Origin of the sequence: Streptomyces silaceus, from assembly GCF_001419745.1 — a bacterium.
Taxonomy (GTDB): Bacteria; Actinomycetota; Actinomycetes; order Streptomycetales; family Streptomycetaceae; genus Streptomyces; species Streptomyces silaceus.
Genome location: NZ_LIRJ01000137.1, coordinates 1 through 14,468 on the forward strand (window position 1 = coordinate 1; position 14,468 = coordinate 14,468).

Genomic DNA, 14,468 nt, shown 5'->3' on the forward strand with positions numbered 1-14,468 from the left:
GTCCTCATCCGGCACGTCGGCCTCTGCGGCCCCGGCAGCCCCGGTGGCCCCGGTGTCCGCACCCGCAAACTCCCCGCCCGCGGGGGCCCGGGGCGGAGGGGGCTCCTGGGACGGGTCCCGCTGGGAGGGGAACCCTTCCTTCACCGCGTCCGCCGCCGAGGCGAACCTGTCGTCGAGGGTGTCCGGTGCGGGCGTCGGGCCCGTGTCCTGCGTGGAGTCGTCGTACAGCTGCCCCCACCAGTCGTCGTCGCGACCGGTGTGCCTCTCCCCCTGCTGGCTCATGCCCCTATTTTCCACCGCTGAGGGCGCACGAAAACGGTGCATCCGGAAATTCCGGCCATCCTGGGGACATGGGGCCGCCGGGCGGCCCCACCCCCCACAGGAGGACCCGCCCGGCGGTGCCGGTGTGGCTAGCGCACGTCGTAGGCGCGTGCCACGGTCTGTGCGACGGAGTTGCCCTGCGCGTCCGTCAGCCGGGTTTTGAGCCAGACCTGCTTGCCCGAGGCGCCCGCGTGGTCCACGGTCGCGGTCCACGTGCCGCCCCGTTCGACGGTGTCCGCCGCGGTCCAGGTCTCGCCCTCGTCGTAGGAGTACGACAGTTGCGCCTCGGTGAGCGCGCCCGGCTCGTAGCCCGAGTGTCCCGTGGCACCGAGTTCAATCCGCTGTCCGTCCTTCGCGGCGAGGGTCTTGAGACCGTCCTCCGGGACGCGGTACGTCGGGAACAGCATCGGGATGCCCTGGGAGTACGTCTCCTCGTCGAGGTGCGAGCGGAAGGACCAGGTCGTCTCCGTCCGCGTGGAGCGCTTCCAGACCTGCGAGCCCATCTTCATGGTGGAGAGCGTCAGTTCGTACGCGGAGTCCTCGGCCGGGACCGTGAACACCCCGGACGGCCAGCCCGACTGCCCCAGGCTCTCGCCGTTCCGCTTGAGCTCCACGGAGCCGATGTCGCCGAAGCTCCCCTGGATTCCCGCGTGCTGCGCGTCCGACCAGAAGCCGGGTGCCACGCCGATCAGGTTGCCCTGCCGCTCACCGGCGAGCGCCTCCTTGCCCTCGGCGTCGCGCGGAGCTCCGGGCGTGAGGACGCCTTCGTACCAGCTCTCGGTGCGCCGCTCGCCCTTCTTGTACGTCCGCACGGGGTCGATCATGAACTCGCCGTACGGGAAGCTGCTGGAGACCTGGTGGCCCCAGCCGGTCGTACCGGCGGAGTAGTACTCGGTGCGCCTGCCGGGGGCGGGGGCGGACTCGATGTCGGCGAAGTAGACCTCAAGTCCCGTGGGACGGACGGCGGACGGCAGGTCCACGTAGTCCGTGGCGGTGCCCATCGCGCGGTACGTCGCCTCGTTCGCGGCGAGGTCCTTGTCCCGTACGCGGTAGGTGCGGTCGTCGCGGATCTGCCCCGTCCCGGGGAACGCCAGGTTGTAGACGTAGGGGCTCTTCGCCGTCGCCCGCCAGGTCAACTCGGCCTTCCCGGAGCCGAGTCGGGACAGCAGGTACGCCGCCTCATCCGCGGGGACGCCGAGGACCGGCAGCGGGGATCCGGCGAAGCCCGCCGAGGGGTACCAGCGGCCGGGGGCCTCGCGGTGGGCGAGGACGGCGAGGGCGCCCGCCTTCTTCGCGTCGGCCGCCACGGTGGTGGCGCTGCCGCTGTCCGGGACCCGGACCAGTGCGATCTTCCCCTTGACCGCGGCCGCCGCGAGTTCGTCCGGCGTGCCGGAGCCCGCGTCGACGAGTGCGGCCCTGCCGGTGCCGTCGAGGTTGGCGGAGCCGGTGGAGGCCGTCACGGGGTGCAGCGGCTTGCCGCCCGCCACGGCGAGCCGGGAGATCTGGGGCGCGGCGGCGCGCCAGTAGCTGCCCGATTCGAAGGTGCCGTCGGTGGCCCTGCCCTCGACGGACTGGTAGAAGCCGCGGATGGTGCGGGGTCCCGCCGCGGTGCCGGCGTGCAGCCAGTTGTCCTTGCCCCAGGTGCGGGCGAAGGCGAGGGTGGCGCCGCGCACTTCGGACGCCTGGTCCGTCTTGATCGCGAGGCGGTGGGCGTTGCGGGCGTCGAGGGTGATCGTCGTGTCCTTCTTCACCTCGACCTGGGGGCGCGCGATGTGCGTGAGGGAGTCGGTCAGCCTGCCGTCGCCGCCCGCGTCGGGGGTCGCGACGAATCCCGTCAGGAAGTAGGCGCCGGGCCTGACCTGGTAGGTCTGGTCGTTCGCGCCCTCGTTGAAGCGGCGCTCGCCGCTCGCGGTGTCGGTGCCGATCAGGTCGAGTGATGACGGTCCGTCAGCGGGCTTGCCGTTGCGGTCGATCAGCTTCACGCGGAGGCTGACGGTCTCCGGCTGGACGTGGAGGGAGAAGGGGGTGGAGACGCGGGTGCCGCCGTCGGCGGTGGCCAGGACACGGCCGGTGAGGTCGCCGTACTGGGCGCGCTTCAGGTCGGCGTCCGGGGTGATCCTCAGCGGGACCCGGACGGTGGCGCCGGCCGGGACGGTCACGGAGCGCGCGCCGAGGCTCGCGACTCCGGAGCGCACGGTGGACCCGTCGTTGCCGGTGACGCCCTGGAGCGACAGCCTCAACTTCACCGGCTTGTCCGTGGTGTTGGTGTACGGCACGTCGACCGTGGTGCGGTCCGAGGAGTCCTGCGGCCAGCCGAAGGAGCCGCCCTGCACCGCCGGGGAGCCGAGCACCTTCTGGTCGATCGCGGCCTTGGCGTCGAGCCGCCCGCCGCCGGTCTCGCCCGCGGTCCCGGGGATCGCGCTGTCCGCGGACGACACGAGGGCCGCCTTGATCCGCTGGGCACTCCAGTCGGGGTGGCGCTGCTTGACCAGGGCGGCGGCGCCCGCGACGTGCGGGGTCGCCATCGACGTACCGCTCATGGACTGGTACGCGTAGATCCCCCGGCCGCCCGCGGCGGCGGCGGAGATGCCGACGCCGGGCGCGGCGATCTCCGGCTTGAGGGTGTGCGAGCCGTACGCGGGGCCGCGGCTGGAGAAGGAGGCCGTGGTGTCGTCGCGGTCGACGGCGCCGACGGTGAGCACGCTCGGCGCGCAGCCGGGCGAGGAAACGGAGTTGGGTGTCGGTCCCGTGTTGCCCGCCGCGATGACGAACAGGGTGTTCTCGGCGGACCGCGCGAGCTCCTCGGTGGCGGTGCTCATCGGGTCCGTGCAGTCGGTACGCGCCGGGTTGCCGAGGCTCATCGAGACGACGTCGGCCTTCTGCGCGACGGCCCACTCCATGCCCGCGATGATCCACGAAGTGGCGCCGGATCCACTGTCGTCGAGGACCTTGCCGTGCAGCAGTTCGGCGCCGGGCGCGACGCCCTTCTTCTTGCCGCCGCTCGCCGCGCCGGAGCCGCCGACGGTGGAGGTGGTGTGGGTGCCGTGCCCCTGGCGGTCCTCGTTGTCCGGGGAGTCCGTGAAGTTCTCCGTCGCGCCGATGCGGCCCTTGAGGTCGGGGTGACCGGCGTCGGCGCCGGTGTCGAGGACGGCGACCTTGGTGCCCTTGCCGTCGTAGCCCGCGGCCCAGGCCTCGGGGGCGTGCACCTGCTTGGTCGACCGGTCGAGGGTGGCCTCGACCTTGGCGTCGAGCCAGAGCTTCTTCAGGCCGGAGGCGGCACGGGACCTGGTGCCGCTGATCTCCGCCCAGAAGGCGGCCGCCTTCTTCTTGTCGGCCTTGAGGGCGATGCCGTCGACGGACGCGAGGACGGGGCCGCGCTCGGCGCCGCGCGGGGTGGCGGGCACCGCGCGGGCGACGTCGACGGACCGGTCGTACACGGCGATGAGCGGCAGGTCCCCGGTGTGCGCGTCGTCGTAGCCCTGGCGGACGAGCCCGGTGACGTTGAAGAGTTCCTCGTCGACGCGGCCCGCGGCGATCGCGTGGACGGCGCCCTCGGGGTAGACGTACAGGTCCTTGCCGGACTGCCGGGTCTGGATCAGGGGCGTGGTGCCGTTCTTCGCGGGCAGCGCGGTGGCGCCGGCGCGGCCCGTGCCGTCGTGCGTCACCAGGATCCGGTCGCCGGTGACGAGGGTGACGACGGAGCTGCCCTCCCGCTGCGGGGCGGCGCCCGTCAGCGGCCTCTTGCCGCCGGTGTCCGCGGGTGGCACGGCCACGGACGGAACGGCCGCGGTGACGGCGAGGGCGACGGCGGACGCCGCTCCCAAGGCCGTGCGCGCTATCGGACGCATCGCTCTCCCCAGGGGTCGATGGGCATGAAGAACCGCAGGCCGATTCGGCCCAAAGGCCGCAAAACCGGCCGCGGTTGGTGCTGCGGTGGCGTCACCTTGTCATTGGGACGGGGGGTGCGGGGATGATGTCCCGGGGCGGGTTTACGCCGTGGCCGTTTCCCGCCACGACGCCGCAGGTACGGAGCCTTGGGGAGGACGTCGCCGCATGCTGGCAGCGATAGGTCTGGACGAGACGCACGAGTCGGCGTACCGGGCGCTGGTGTCGGTGGGCGCCGCCGACGTGCCCGATCTCGCGCGCAGGCTGACCCTCGGCGAGCCCGAGACCGAGCGGACGCTGCGCCGCCTGGAGCGGCACGGGCTGGCCGCGCAGGCCTCCGGCAGAGCGGGCCGCTGGGTGGCGGCGCCGCCCGGCGTCGCGCTCGGCGCGCTCCTCACCCAGCAGCGGCACGAGCTGGAGAAGGCGGAGCTCGCGGCGACGCTGCTCGCCGAGGAGTACCGCGCGCAGGCCGCCGAGCCCACCGTCCACGACCTGGTCGAGGTGGTCACCGGGGCGGCCGCCGTCTCCCAGCGCTTCCTCCAGTTGCAGCTGGGCGCGAGCGCGGAGGTGTGCGCACTGGTGACCGGCAGCCCCATCGCGGTCACCGGCATGGAGAACAGCGCCGAGGAGCAGGCCACTCGGCGCGGCGTGAGCTACCGGGTGGTCGTCGAGCGCACCGTCCTCGACCTGCCGATGGGCCTCGTCGAACTGGCGACGGCGATCGGCCGCGACGAGCAGGTGCGCGTGGTGGACCGCGTGCCGACCAAGCTGGTGATCGCCGACGGCTCGCTCGCGATGGTCCCGCTGACCTCGCGCACGGCGGAGCCCGCCGCGCTGGTCGTGCACGCGAGCGGGCTCCTGGAGTCGCTCGCGGGCCTCTTCGAGGCGGTGTGGCGGGACGCGCTGCCGCTGCGGCTCGGCGAGGACGGCACGGTCGCCGAGGACGGCACGGAGGGGCCCGACGGCACGGACCTGGAGATCCTCTCGCTCCTGCTCGCCGGCCTCACCGACGCGAGCGTCGCCAAACAGCTCGACCTGGGCCTGCGCACGGTGCAGCGCCGGGTGAAGCGGCTGATGGAGCTCGCGGGCGTGACGACACGGCTCCAGCTGGGCTGGCACGCGTACGAGAAGGACTGGGTGTCGCGTCGGGGGCGAGGGGCGGGGCTCTGACCGCGGCCCTTCGGCCCTCGTCCGCCGCTGCGCCCGCAGGACTAACCTGACCTGCGGTTTCGCCGGATCTCCTGCACGCTGGGCAGATGGGAGCGTGGGAACTCCTGCTGGTCGGCGTGGTGATGCTGCTCGGCCTGTGCGGAGTACTGGTGCCCGGAGTGCCGGGACCGTGGCTGGTGTGGGCCGCGGTGCTGTGGTGGGCGCTCCAGGACCCGAACGGCCTCGCCTGGGGCGTCCTGGTCGGCGCGACCGTCGCGCTGCTCGCGGCGCAGGCCGTGCGCTGGCAGCTGCCGCCCCGCAGGCTGCGGGAGAGCGGGGCGACCGGCCGGATGGCGGTCTTCGCGGGCGCCGGGGCGCTGCTGGGCTTCTGCGTGGTGCCGGTGCTCGGCGCGATCCCCGGCTTCATCGGCGGCATCTACGCCGGGGAGCGGCTCCGTCTGGGGGGCCACGGCGAGGCGGTGGCGGCGACGCGGACGGCCATGCGGATGGGCGGGAGCAGCGTGCTGACCGAGCTGTTCGCGTGCCTGTTGATCGTGGGGGCGTGGCTGGGGGCGGTGTTCTGGGGGTGAGGCGCCGAGGGCTTCCGGCGCCTCACCGACTCACTTCCCCGCGTCCGGTCCGTCCGCGAACTGCGGCAGGACCATCTCGACCAGCGCGTCGACGTCCGCGTCGACCATCGGCTCCCCCGTCATGCCCATCCGGTGGAGCAGGACTCCGACGACGACGTCGATGAGGAAGAGGACCCGCTGCTCCGGCTCGTCGAGCGCGTCCTGGAGCGCGATCCGGTAGGGGTCCTGCAGCCGCTCGGAGAGGATCACGCGCAGGGCGGGATCGCTGACGGCGTCACTGAACACACCGGCGAACGCGTCGCCCACCCCGGGTTCCCCGATCGTCCTCGCGATCCAGCGGATGGTCGAGGAGATGATCTCGGCGCGGTTCGCACCCTCCAGCGGCGCCGGGCCGAACGCGTCCAGGAGGCAGTCGACGATCAGCGCCCCCTTCGTCGGCCAGCGCCGGTAGACCGTCGACTTGGCGACACCGGCCGCGGCGGCGATGCGCTCGACGGTGGCGCGCGCGTACCCGAGCTCGTGGACCGTGCCGAGTGTCGCGGCGAAGACCGTTTCGTGGATGCCGGAGCGCGGCCGGCCGGGCCCTCTGACGGATCCGCCGCTGGAAGTACTCGAAGCCATACCCACACGATACCTTTTTCCGCTACCTTGAGTATCGATACTTCGGGTCGCGTAATCCTCTACACGGAAACTCCCTGGTCACACCTGCCCTGAACACGGACGAGAGGGACGACATGAACGAGATCACCGCCACGTCGACTGCCGCCGCCACCGCCGCGGGGCGCCCGCCGGAGCCGGACTGGCCGACGGTCACACCCGAGGAACTGGCCGCCTACAGCGCGGCCGAGAACCGCTTCCGGGCGTCCGACGCGGCACGGGCGCTCACCGGCACGCCGGACCCCGGCGCCACGATCACCTGGGAGACGGTGACGCTGCCGGACCGCGAGGTCCGGGTCCGGGTGCACCGCCCGGCCGGACGGGACGACGGCCGGGGCCCGGACGGCGCGGCCCTGCCCCTCGTCCTGCACACGCACGGCGGCGGGTACGTGGGCACGGCCGTGCAGAGCGACTGGGTCACCAGCCACCTCGCCGCCCGGCTGCCGGCGCTCGTCGTCTCCGTCGAGCACCGCCTCCTGTCCCCGGACACTCCCCTGGCGGCGGCCGCCGACGACGGCTGGGACGTGCTCCGGCACGTGGTGCGGAACGCCGAGCGGTGGGGCGTCGACCCGGCGCGGACCGCCGTCTTCGGCGAGAGCTGCGGCGCCCTGATCAACACGCTGGCGGCGCTCCGGGCCCGGGACACCGGCCTGCGGCTGCGGGCGCAGGTGCTGGTCAACCCGGCCGTCGACGTGACGGAGGCGATGCTCGAGCACGACTCGATCGCCGCGTACGACCGCACCCCGACCCTCGCCGTGTCGCAACTGGACCTGTTCCGGCGGCTCGCCGTGCCGACGGGCACGGACCCGCGCCCGCTCTCGCCCCTGCACGCCGACGACCTCGGCGGACTGCCCCCGACGCTCGTGGTCGTGCCCACCCTCGACCCGCTGGCCGACCACGGCCGCCGCTACGCCGAGCGGCTGGAGGCGGCGGGCACGCCCACCCGGCTCACCGAGTACGCGGGCGCGGGCCACGCGTTCCTCAGCCTGCCGGGCCTCGTACCGCAGGCCGAGGCCGCGCGTACGGAGATACAGGAGTTCCTCCGGGCCGCGCTCGGCGCCTGAGGACGAGACGAAGGGAGAACACCGCAATGACGAAGTCGCATACGCCCCGGACGGCACCGGCGACGAGAACGGCACGGCATGGGCGAGGGGCGCTCGCGGCGATGTACGCGGGCCTCGGGCTCACGGTCGCCGCGACGGCCCTCCCGTACGTCGACCGCGCCACGACCCACCTGCTGGCCGACCACGTCCGGGCCGGCTACCCCGCCTACACGGAGGCGCGCGTCGACGCGGCCGTGACCACGTACGTGGCCCTGCTGACCGTCATCGGCGCGCTCGGCGCCGCCGCCTGGCTCTGGAGCGCGTGGGCCGTCAGGGCGGGCAAGAGGTGGGCCCGCCCCATGGCCACCACGCTGTTCGCCCTCGGCGCGGCCATCGGGCTGACCGGCCTGCTCACCGAGGACACCTCGGGCGACACCGGCCTGCCGCCGGCGCTGGGCTGGGCCGGGATGGCGCCCGGCCTGGCGGCGCTCGTGGCGATCGCGCTGCTGTGGAGGCGCCGGGAGGAAGCGCGATGAGGACGGACGCCACGAAGGGGGAGACCACGGCGCACCCGAAGCGCATCGGCATCATCGGGGTGGGCGAGATCGGCCGGGCCATGGTGACGGGTCTGTGCGAGGGAGACGGGGACGGAAGCGGCGGGCCGCCGGAGGTGTTCCTCTCCCCGCGGGGCGCCCGCACGAGCGCGGAGCTGGCCGCACGGTACGACCGGGTGCGGGTCTGCGCCGACAACCAGGACGTGGTGGACCGCTCCGAGGTGGTCGTCGTCGCGGTACGAGGAGGGGACCGGCACGAGGCGCTGGCCGGGCTTCGGGTGCCCGGCGCCAGGATCGTGGTGAACGTGATGTCGGGCGTGCCGAACGACGAGCTGCGTGAACTGCTGGGCACAGAGGCGGAGTTGGTGCGGGCCATCCCGCTGCCCTCCGTACGCGAACGCCGCTCGGTCACGGTGACGTATCCGTCCCACCCGGTGGTGGACGCGCTCTTCGAAGGGCTGGGCGGGGCGCAACCCGTCACGGACGAGGCGGACTTCGACGTCTTCTCCGCACTGACGGGGACGCTGACCGCGCACTACGGTTACCTCGCGACGCTCACCTCGTGGGCCGCGGAGCGGGGCATCGCCACGGACGTCGCCGACCGCTACGTCCGCGGACTCTTCCAGGGCGTGGGCCGGGCGCTGGGCGACGGGTCCCGCTCCCTCGATCAGCTGGCCGCCGACCACGAGACGCCGCGCGGCAACAACGAACGCATCCGGACCAGTTGGTTCACCCCGTCCAACGCCGAGGCCCTGCGCGAGGCGCTCGACGGCCTCCTCGCCGGTCTCCGTTGACCCCGCGCGCCGCGAGGTACGCGTGCGAAGCTCGCGGCATGACGGAATTCAGCGAGGCCGAGCGCGCGTACCTGGCCGCCCAACGCCTGGGACGCATGGCCACGGTCGACCCGAAGGGCCAGCCGCAGGCGAACCCCGTCGGCTTCTTCCCCCAGCCCGACGGCACGATCCTGGTGGGCGGAAATGCCCTGGGCACCACGAAGAAATGGCGCAACCTCCTGGCCAACCCGAAGGTGTCCCTGGTCGTCGACGACATCGTGAGCCTGGACCCGTGGCGGGTGAGGGGCCTCGAGATCAGAGGCGAGGCCGAACTCCTCACGGGCCCACACGACCTGGGCCCCCACTTCAGCGAGGAAATCATCCGCATCCATCCACGCCGGATCCATAGTTGGGGCTTGGAGCCGGGCTGAGGCCGGGACAAGAGGACTTCCTTTTTCCGGGAGCCCTCCCTCTCCCCTCGTGTCACGAAAAGGACGGCTGCCTTGGGAGAAACGACAAGCACCATGGACGGCGCATCGCCGGCGCGGAAGAATTGCCCCCTGGAGCCGTGCGACAGCGGGGGCCTGCCGAATGAGCGTGCCGCGGAACGGTGTCGATTGGGCAGTGATTGCCGTCTCCACACTCGGCACTCTGACATCGGTGGTGGTCGCCGCTTCACAGCAGCGCCCGGCGTCGGCGATCGCCCTGATGATCGCGATCGGCTGCGCCGCCCTCGGCGGTGCCGCACTGACCTGGACCCGGCGCGCGGGCGACGGATCCCTTCGTGTGCGGGCGCGATGGCGTATCGCCTCGTCAGCGGCCTGCCTCTTGGTCGTCGCGGCCATGGTCGTCACGCCGCTCGCCCCCGGCACCGGGAGGCCCGTACGCCACCACGTGCTCGGCTTCAGCGACGCCGGGTACGACGTGCGGATCCAGGGAATTTCGGTGGCCCAGTCGAAATCCGGATACCGCACTTCCCTGGCCGTCCTCAATGACGCGGCCAGTCCGTACGTCATCGACCGCCTGGGCCTGCGCGTCGACTTCGTCACCATGACCGGAGTCAACGGATGCCACGACCAAGGCGCGTCGTACCGATTCACGGACGTCATCAACGTCACGCGAACCGAAGACCCGAAACGTCAGAAAGTGGAGGGGACGGCCAAGGGATCGGACGAGTACGCCTACACGACCACGGGCTCGCTGCACGAGGGCTGCGTGGACGGGAGCCTCGAGTTCTCGGTGGACGTCGGCATCGCGCTGCCGGCCAAGCAGTCGGTGAACGTAGATCTTGAGTTCCCGAAGACATTCCGCGTGGTCGACGTCACCCGAGGTTTCTTCGGTGACGGCGGGCGCGCCCAGCCCACCTTGACGCTCCCGGTGGAAAAGGGCCGCACCCTCGCATCCAAGCACGCGGAGGGCACGTTCTCCGTTTCGCTGGGAGTCGGGGACTCGACAGTGAGCCGCGACCATTCCGTTCCGGCCGAGATCCGGGGGTTCCAGTAGCAGCCGTGGGCGCCTGCGGTGTCCCCCACGAGGCGCCGCCGGACTTCGGCTACTCGGGCGTCGCCGCCCGGAGATGGCACACCGCGTACGAGCGCCACGGGCGCCACGTGTCGAGGGTCGGGGTCGGTTCGTCGGGTGGGGAGACATCCGGGTCGCCCAGGGCCCGCATTCTGATCAAGGCGATGGTCCGTGCGGTCATGCCGGGCAGCGCGCGGAGCGTCGCCTCCGCGTCGTCGCGGTCGGCGCCCGCGTCCAGGCGCAGGGTTCCGTCCGCGAGCGCCCCGGCCAGCGCGCCGAGCGTGCCCGGCTCGTCCGTCAGGTCGGCGGGGGCGGGAAAGACGTGGGTGAGCGTTCCGCACGCGGCGTCCAGCGCCTTCCCGTACCGCTCCACCAGACGTTCCGCCGCCTCCCTGCCCACCAGCGCGCGCACCGCGAACTCCTCGGGGTCCGCCGCCCCCGGCGAGCGCAGCCCCGGCCGGGCGGCCACCAGCGGGGCCAGCCGGGCGTCCGCGCCGAGCCGCTCGTCCACCGCGTACGGATCGGCGTCCAGGTCGAAGAGCCGGCGCAGCCGCTGCACGGCCGTGGTGAGGTCGCGCAGGTCGGACAGGTGCAGGCGGGCGTCCAGCCAGCCGCCCCGGTGCACGGCCTCGGTGTGCGAGCCGCCTCCCGTCGTCGGAGCGCCCACGGGGTGCGTCTCCTCGACGGCCACGATCCCCGTCCCGTACGGCAGCCGGAGCGTACGCCGGTACGTACGGGCGCCGCGCTCGCCGGTGACCTCCTCGATCCCGGCGACCGCCTCCCCCGCGAGCAGGTCGAAGACGGCACGGGCCTGGTAGGGGCCCCGGTGGGCGAGTCGCAGCGGGATGCCCGCGGCCGGCGTCGCCCGCGCCGCGCCCCGCTTGGGGGCGGCGGCGCGCAGGGCGGTCGGCGTGAGCGCGTACACCGCCCTGATCGTGTCGTTGAACTGCCGCACGCTGGCGAACCCGGCGGCGAACGCGATCTCCGTGATCGGCAGGTCCGTCGTCTGCAGCAGCACCCGCGCGGTGTGCGCCCGCTGGGCCCGCGCCAGGGCGACCGGGCCCGCGCCCAGCTCGGCGGTGAGCTGGCGCTGCACCTGCCGGGCGCTGTAGCCGAGGCGCACGGCGAGCCCCGGGACGCCCTCGCGGTCCACGACGCCGTCGCCGATCATGCGCATCGCGCGGCCCACCACGTCGGCGCGCACGTTCCACGCGGCGGAGCCGGGGACGGCGTCCGGGCGGCAGCGGCGGCAGGCGCGGAACCCGGAGGTCTGGGCGGCGGCCGCGGTGGCGTAGTAGCGGACGTTCTGGCGCTTGGGGGTGACGGCGGGGCAGCTGGGGCGGCAGTAGATGCCGGTCGTCTCGACGGCGAAGAAGAACTCTCCGTCGAAGCGGGCGTCCCTGCTGCGCACGGCCTCGTACCTGGTCTCTTCATCGATCACGCCATCCATTGTGGGCCGGGACCGGCGCGCGGGCTGGCGGGATTCGGACACGGAGGTGGGGCGCGCCCCAGAAGCCCCGCAGAAGCCCGCAGAAGCCCGTAGACCCGTAGACCCGTAGAAGAGTGAGGCGCCCCGTACAGACGGGCGGGGAACCGCGCGAGCGATCACGACCGCCGCGCGGTTCCCCGCCCCCCTCACCGTCCGAGCCGGCGCGGCGCTACCGCACGCGCCCCCGCTTCGCCTCCATCGCCGCGCGCCCCTCCGCGCCCCGCAGCCGCCACTCGCGGCGCAGCTCCGCGCGGAGCCGGGCGTCCGTCTTGGCGACGATGCGCTGGTTCTCGCGGATCAGCTTGCGGTAGCTGTCGAGGCGGCGTTCGGGCAGCGTGCCGTCCTCGACGGCGGCCAGGACCGCGCAGCCCGGCTCCGCGGTGTGGGCGCAGTCGTGGAACCGGCACTCCTCGGCCAGGTCCTCGATCTCGGAGAAGACCTGCCCGACGCCGGTCTCGGCGTCCCAGAGGCCGACCCCGCGCAGCCCGGGGGTGTCGATGAGGACCCCGCCGCCGGGCAGCAGCAGGAGGTTGCGGGTCGTCGTGGTGTGCCGGCCCTTGCCGTCGACGTCACGGATGGCCTGCACCTCCATGACGTCGTCGCCCGCGAGCGCGTTGGCCAGCGTCGACTTGCCGGCGCCGGACTGGCCGAGCAGCACCGACGTGCCGCCGGAGACGACGGCGGCGAGGACGTCGACGCCCTCTCCGGCCGCGGCGCTGACCGGCAGGACCTGCACGCCGGGCGCCGCGGTCTCGACGTCCTCGACGAGGTGCGCGAGCGTGGCGGCGTCCGGCACGAGGTCGGCCTTGGTGAGTACGACCACCGGCTGCCCGCCCGACTCCCAGCCGAGCGCGAGGAACCGCTCGATCCTGCCGAGGTCCAGCTCGGCGGCGAGCGACACCGCGATGATCGAGTGGTCGACGTTCGCGGCGAGGATCTGCCCCTCGGACCGCTTGGACGAGGTGGAGCGCACGAACGACGAGCGACGCGGCAGATACGCCTGTACGTAGCGGGGGTCACCGCCGTCCGGGTCGACGGCGGCCCAGTCGCCGGTGCACACGACCTTCAGCGGGTCGCGCGGGGTGACGAACTCGGTGTCGGCCCGCACGATCCCGTCGGCGGTGACGACGTCGCACTGGCCGCGGTCCACGCGGACGACCCGGCCGGGGACGAGGCCCCGCTCGGCATAGGGGGCGAACTCCGCCGCCCAGCCCGCGTCCCAGCCGTAGGGGACCAGGGCGTGCGGGAGGGGCGAGGAGCCCAGGTGGGAGGAGAACGGAAGAGACGAGAAAGACAAGGGGAGACCCTTCGAAGGGTGGCCCCGGCGGCGCGCCGCTCGGCGCGGAGAGTCAGGTGTGGATCAGCCGGAGGCCACAGGGGTGGCAAGGAATTCCTGAGTGCGGGCAGCGCCCTGCTCGACGGCAATCACCGAAGGCCACCTCCTGGATCTCTCGTCCGTGCACCCGGCCTGTGGGGGCACGTCGTTCCCGTACGCGACGACTTGCGTGCGTCCGTGCTCAACGGCTTACGCGCATCCGTACGCGAGGACGTGCGCGCGCCCGTGCTCGAACGACGTGCGCGCCTCCGTGCTCAACGGCTGCGCGGCCGAGCGTACGGGACGGGGGCTCCCCCGCACCAACCATTTTTCCGTCCCCGTCCCCGGACCGACGGTCAGCGCCCGCCCGCCCACCACACGCCCCATCCCGCCAGCGCTGCCCCCAGAGCGGTCGCCGCGCCCCTGAGCACGTACCGCCCGAACAGCAGCCACGTGTGCCGGACCCACCCTCGCAGGACCTCTCCCGCCGACTTCCTCTCACGCTCTCGCATCGTTCGCTCCGCCTCTCCCACGTGTCGCTCACGTGCCTCTCCCGTGTGATGTGCGCAGCCACGGTCATGGCCACGCACCGACTGTCCCGCCCGGAACACCGGTGCGCCCGTGGCAACGCGTTGCCGGCGTGCGGGGCAACAGCGCGGCCTGTTGCCGAATCCCCGGCAACAGGCACGCGTCGGGTCCGCAACCGATAGGACTGTGTGGTGCCGTCAGAACACTGGGCGGGCGGACACCTGAAGCCGCTGAGTCAGGATCTGCCCGCACTCGATCGGGACCTGGCCGACGCCCTGCGCGCCGCGTACAAGGTCACGGGGATGTCCCTCAGGGACTACGCCAAGCTGCATCCCCTGCATGCCTCGACGGCCAGCCGCTACCTCAGCGCGGAGCAGCTTGCGCCCAAGTCCTTCGTCGACAAGGCCGTCGAGCTGGCCGGTGACCGGCTCGCCCCGCACCAGATCGCGGCCCTGCGGGACCTCCACGACCGCAAGTCCAAGGAGGCCGCGGACCGTTCGCAGGACAGGGTCAGGACGCTTACGGCCCAGGTCCACCGGGCGCGGTCGGAGATCCGCGACCTGAAGCGCCGACTGGCCGCTTCCTCGGCGCACTCGACCGCCGCATCCCCCGGCCTCAGAGCCTCCGCCACCATCCCCCACGC

11 protein-coding genes and 2 pseudogenes are annotated in these 14,468 nt (G+C 73.1%); 8 read left to right on the forward strand and 5 right to left on the reverse strand.

The annotated features are described in order from the left end of the window. Together AOK22_RS42710 and AOK22_RS14840 are read right to left on the reverse strand one after the other, a co-directional pair. A pseudogene (locus AOK22_RS42710) lies at positions 1-282 on the reverse strand (protein phosphatase 2C domain-containing protein); the annotation flags it as partial. A 128-nt stretch (positions 283-410) separates the two neighbouring features. Further along, entirely contained in the window at positions 411-4,169 is a 3,759-nt protein-coding gene (locus tag AOK22_RS14840; protein ID WP_055699117.1) for a S8 family peptidase, read from the reverse strand. Between the two features lie 205 nt (positions 4,170-4,374). Here AOK22_RS14840 and AOK22_RS14845 point away from each other — a divergent pair, with 205 nt between their 5' ends. Both AOK22_RS14845 and AOK22_RS14850 read left to right on the forward strand, forming a co-directional pair. Continuing rightward, a complete protein-coding gene (locus tag AOK22_RS14845; RefSeq protein WP_055699118.1) occupies positions 4,375-5,376 on the forward strand; it encodes a helix-turn-helix transcriptional regulator in 1,002 nt (333 codons plus the stop codon). 86 nt (positions 5,377-5,462) lie between these two features. Next, positions 5,463-5,945 (forward strand): DUF456 domain-containing protein, encoded by a 483-nt coding sequence (locus AOK22_RS14850; RefSeq protein WP_055699119.1) that lies wholly within the window; start codon positions 5,463-5,465, stop codon positions 5,943-5,945. Positions 5,946-5,975: 30 nt separating this feature from the next. Here AOK22_RS14850 and AOK22_RS14855 read toward each other — a convergent pair whose 3' ends face one another. Next, entirely contained in the window at positions 5,976-6,566 is a 591-nt protein-coding gene (locus tag AOK22_RS14855) for a TetR/AcrR family transcriptional regulator (protein ID WP_055699120.1), read from the reverse strand. A 113-nt stretch (positions 6,567-6,679) separates the two neighbouring features. On the opposite strand from AOK22_RS14855, the gene AOK22_RS14860 reads away from it, so the two are divergent. The 5 genes from AOK22_RS14860 (at position 6,680) to AOK22_RS14880 (ending at position 10,475) form a co-directional block, all read left to right on the forward strand. Continuing rightward, positions 6,680-7,666: an alpha/beta hydrolase gene (locus AOK22_RS14860; RefSeq protein ID WP_055699121.1), complete on the forward strand. Its 987-nt coding sequence runs from the start codon at positions 6,680-6,682 to the stop codon at positions 7,664-7,666. Positions 7,667-7,692: 26 nt separating this feature from the next. Further along, positions 7,693-8,181 carry a hypothetical protein gene (locus AOK22_RS42195; RefSeq protein ID WP_237773576.1) on the forward strand — a complete coding sequence of 163 codons (489 nt, stop codon included), beginning with the start codon at positions 7,693-7,695 and terminating at the stop codon, positions 8,179-8,181. After that, entirely contained in the window at positions 8,178-8,993 is an 816-nt protein-coding gene (locus AOK22_RS14870) for an NAD(P)-binding domain-containing protein (protein ID WP_055699122.1), read from the forward strand. The genes AOK22_RS42195 and AOK22_RS14870 overlap by 4 nt, the downstream gene beginning before the upstream one ends. Before the next feature lie 38 nt (positions 8,994-9,031). Next, on the forward strand, positions 9,032-9,403 hold the full coding sequence (locus tag AOK22_RS14875; RefSeq protein ID WP_055699123.1) for a PPOX class F420-dependent oxidoreductase: 372 nt from the start codon (positions 9,032-9,034) through the stop codon (positions 9,401-9,403). A 229-nt stretch (positions 9,404-9,632) separates the two neighbouring features. Beyond that, on the forward strand, positions 9,633-10,475 hold the full coding sequence (locus tag AOK22_RS14880; protein ID WP_157872238.1) for a hypothetical protein: 843 nt from the start codon (positions 9,633-9,635) through the stop codon (positions 10,473-10,475). A gap of 49 nt (positions 10,476-10,524) precedes the next feature. Here the strand turns inward: AOK22_RS14880 and AOK22_RS14885 are convergent, their stop codons facing one another. Further along, on the reverse strand, positions 10,525-11,943 hold the full coding sequence (locus AOK22_RS14885; RefSeq protein ID WP_055699125.1) for a bifunctional transcriptional activator/DNA repair enzyme AdaA: 1,419 nt from the start codon (positions 11,941-11,943) through the stop codon (positions 10,525-10,527). Positions 11,944-12,151: 208 nt separating this feature from the next. After that, positions 12,152-13,279, reverse strand: coding sequence for a ribosome small subunit-dependent GTPase A (gene rsgA, locus AOK22_RS14890; RefSeq protein WP_425264029.1), 1,128 nt, complete (start codon positions 13,277-13,279; stop codon positions 12,152-12,154). 737 nt (positions 13,280-14,016) lie between these two features. On the opposite strand from rsgA, the pseudogene AOK22_RS14895 reads away from it, so the two are divergent. Continuing rightward, positions 14,017-14,468: pseudogene (locus tag AOK22_RS14895) on the forward strand (hypothetical protein); the annotation flags it as partial.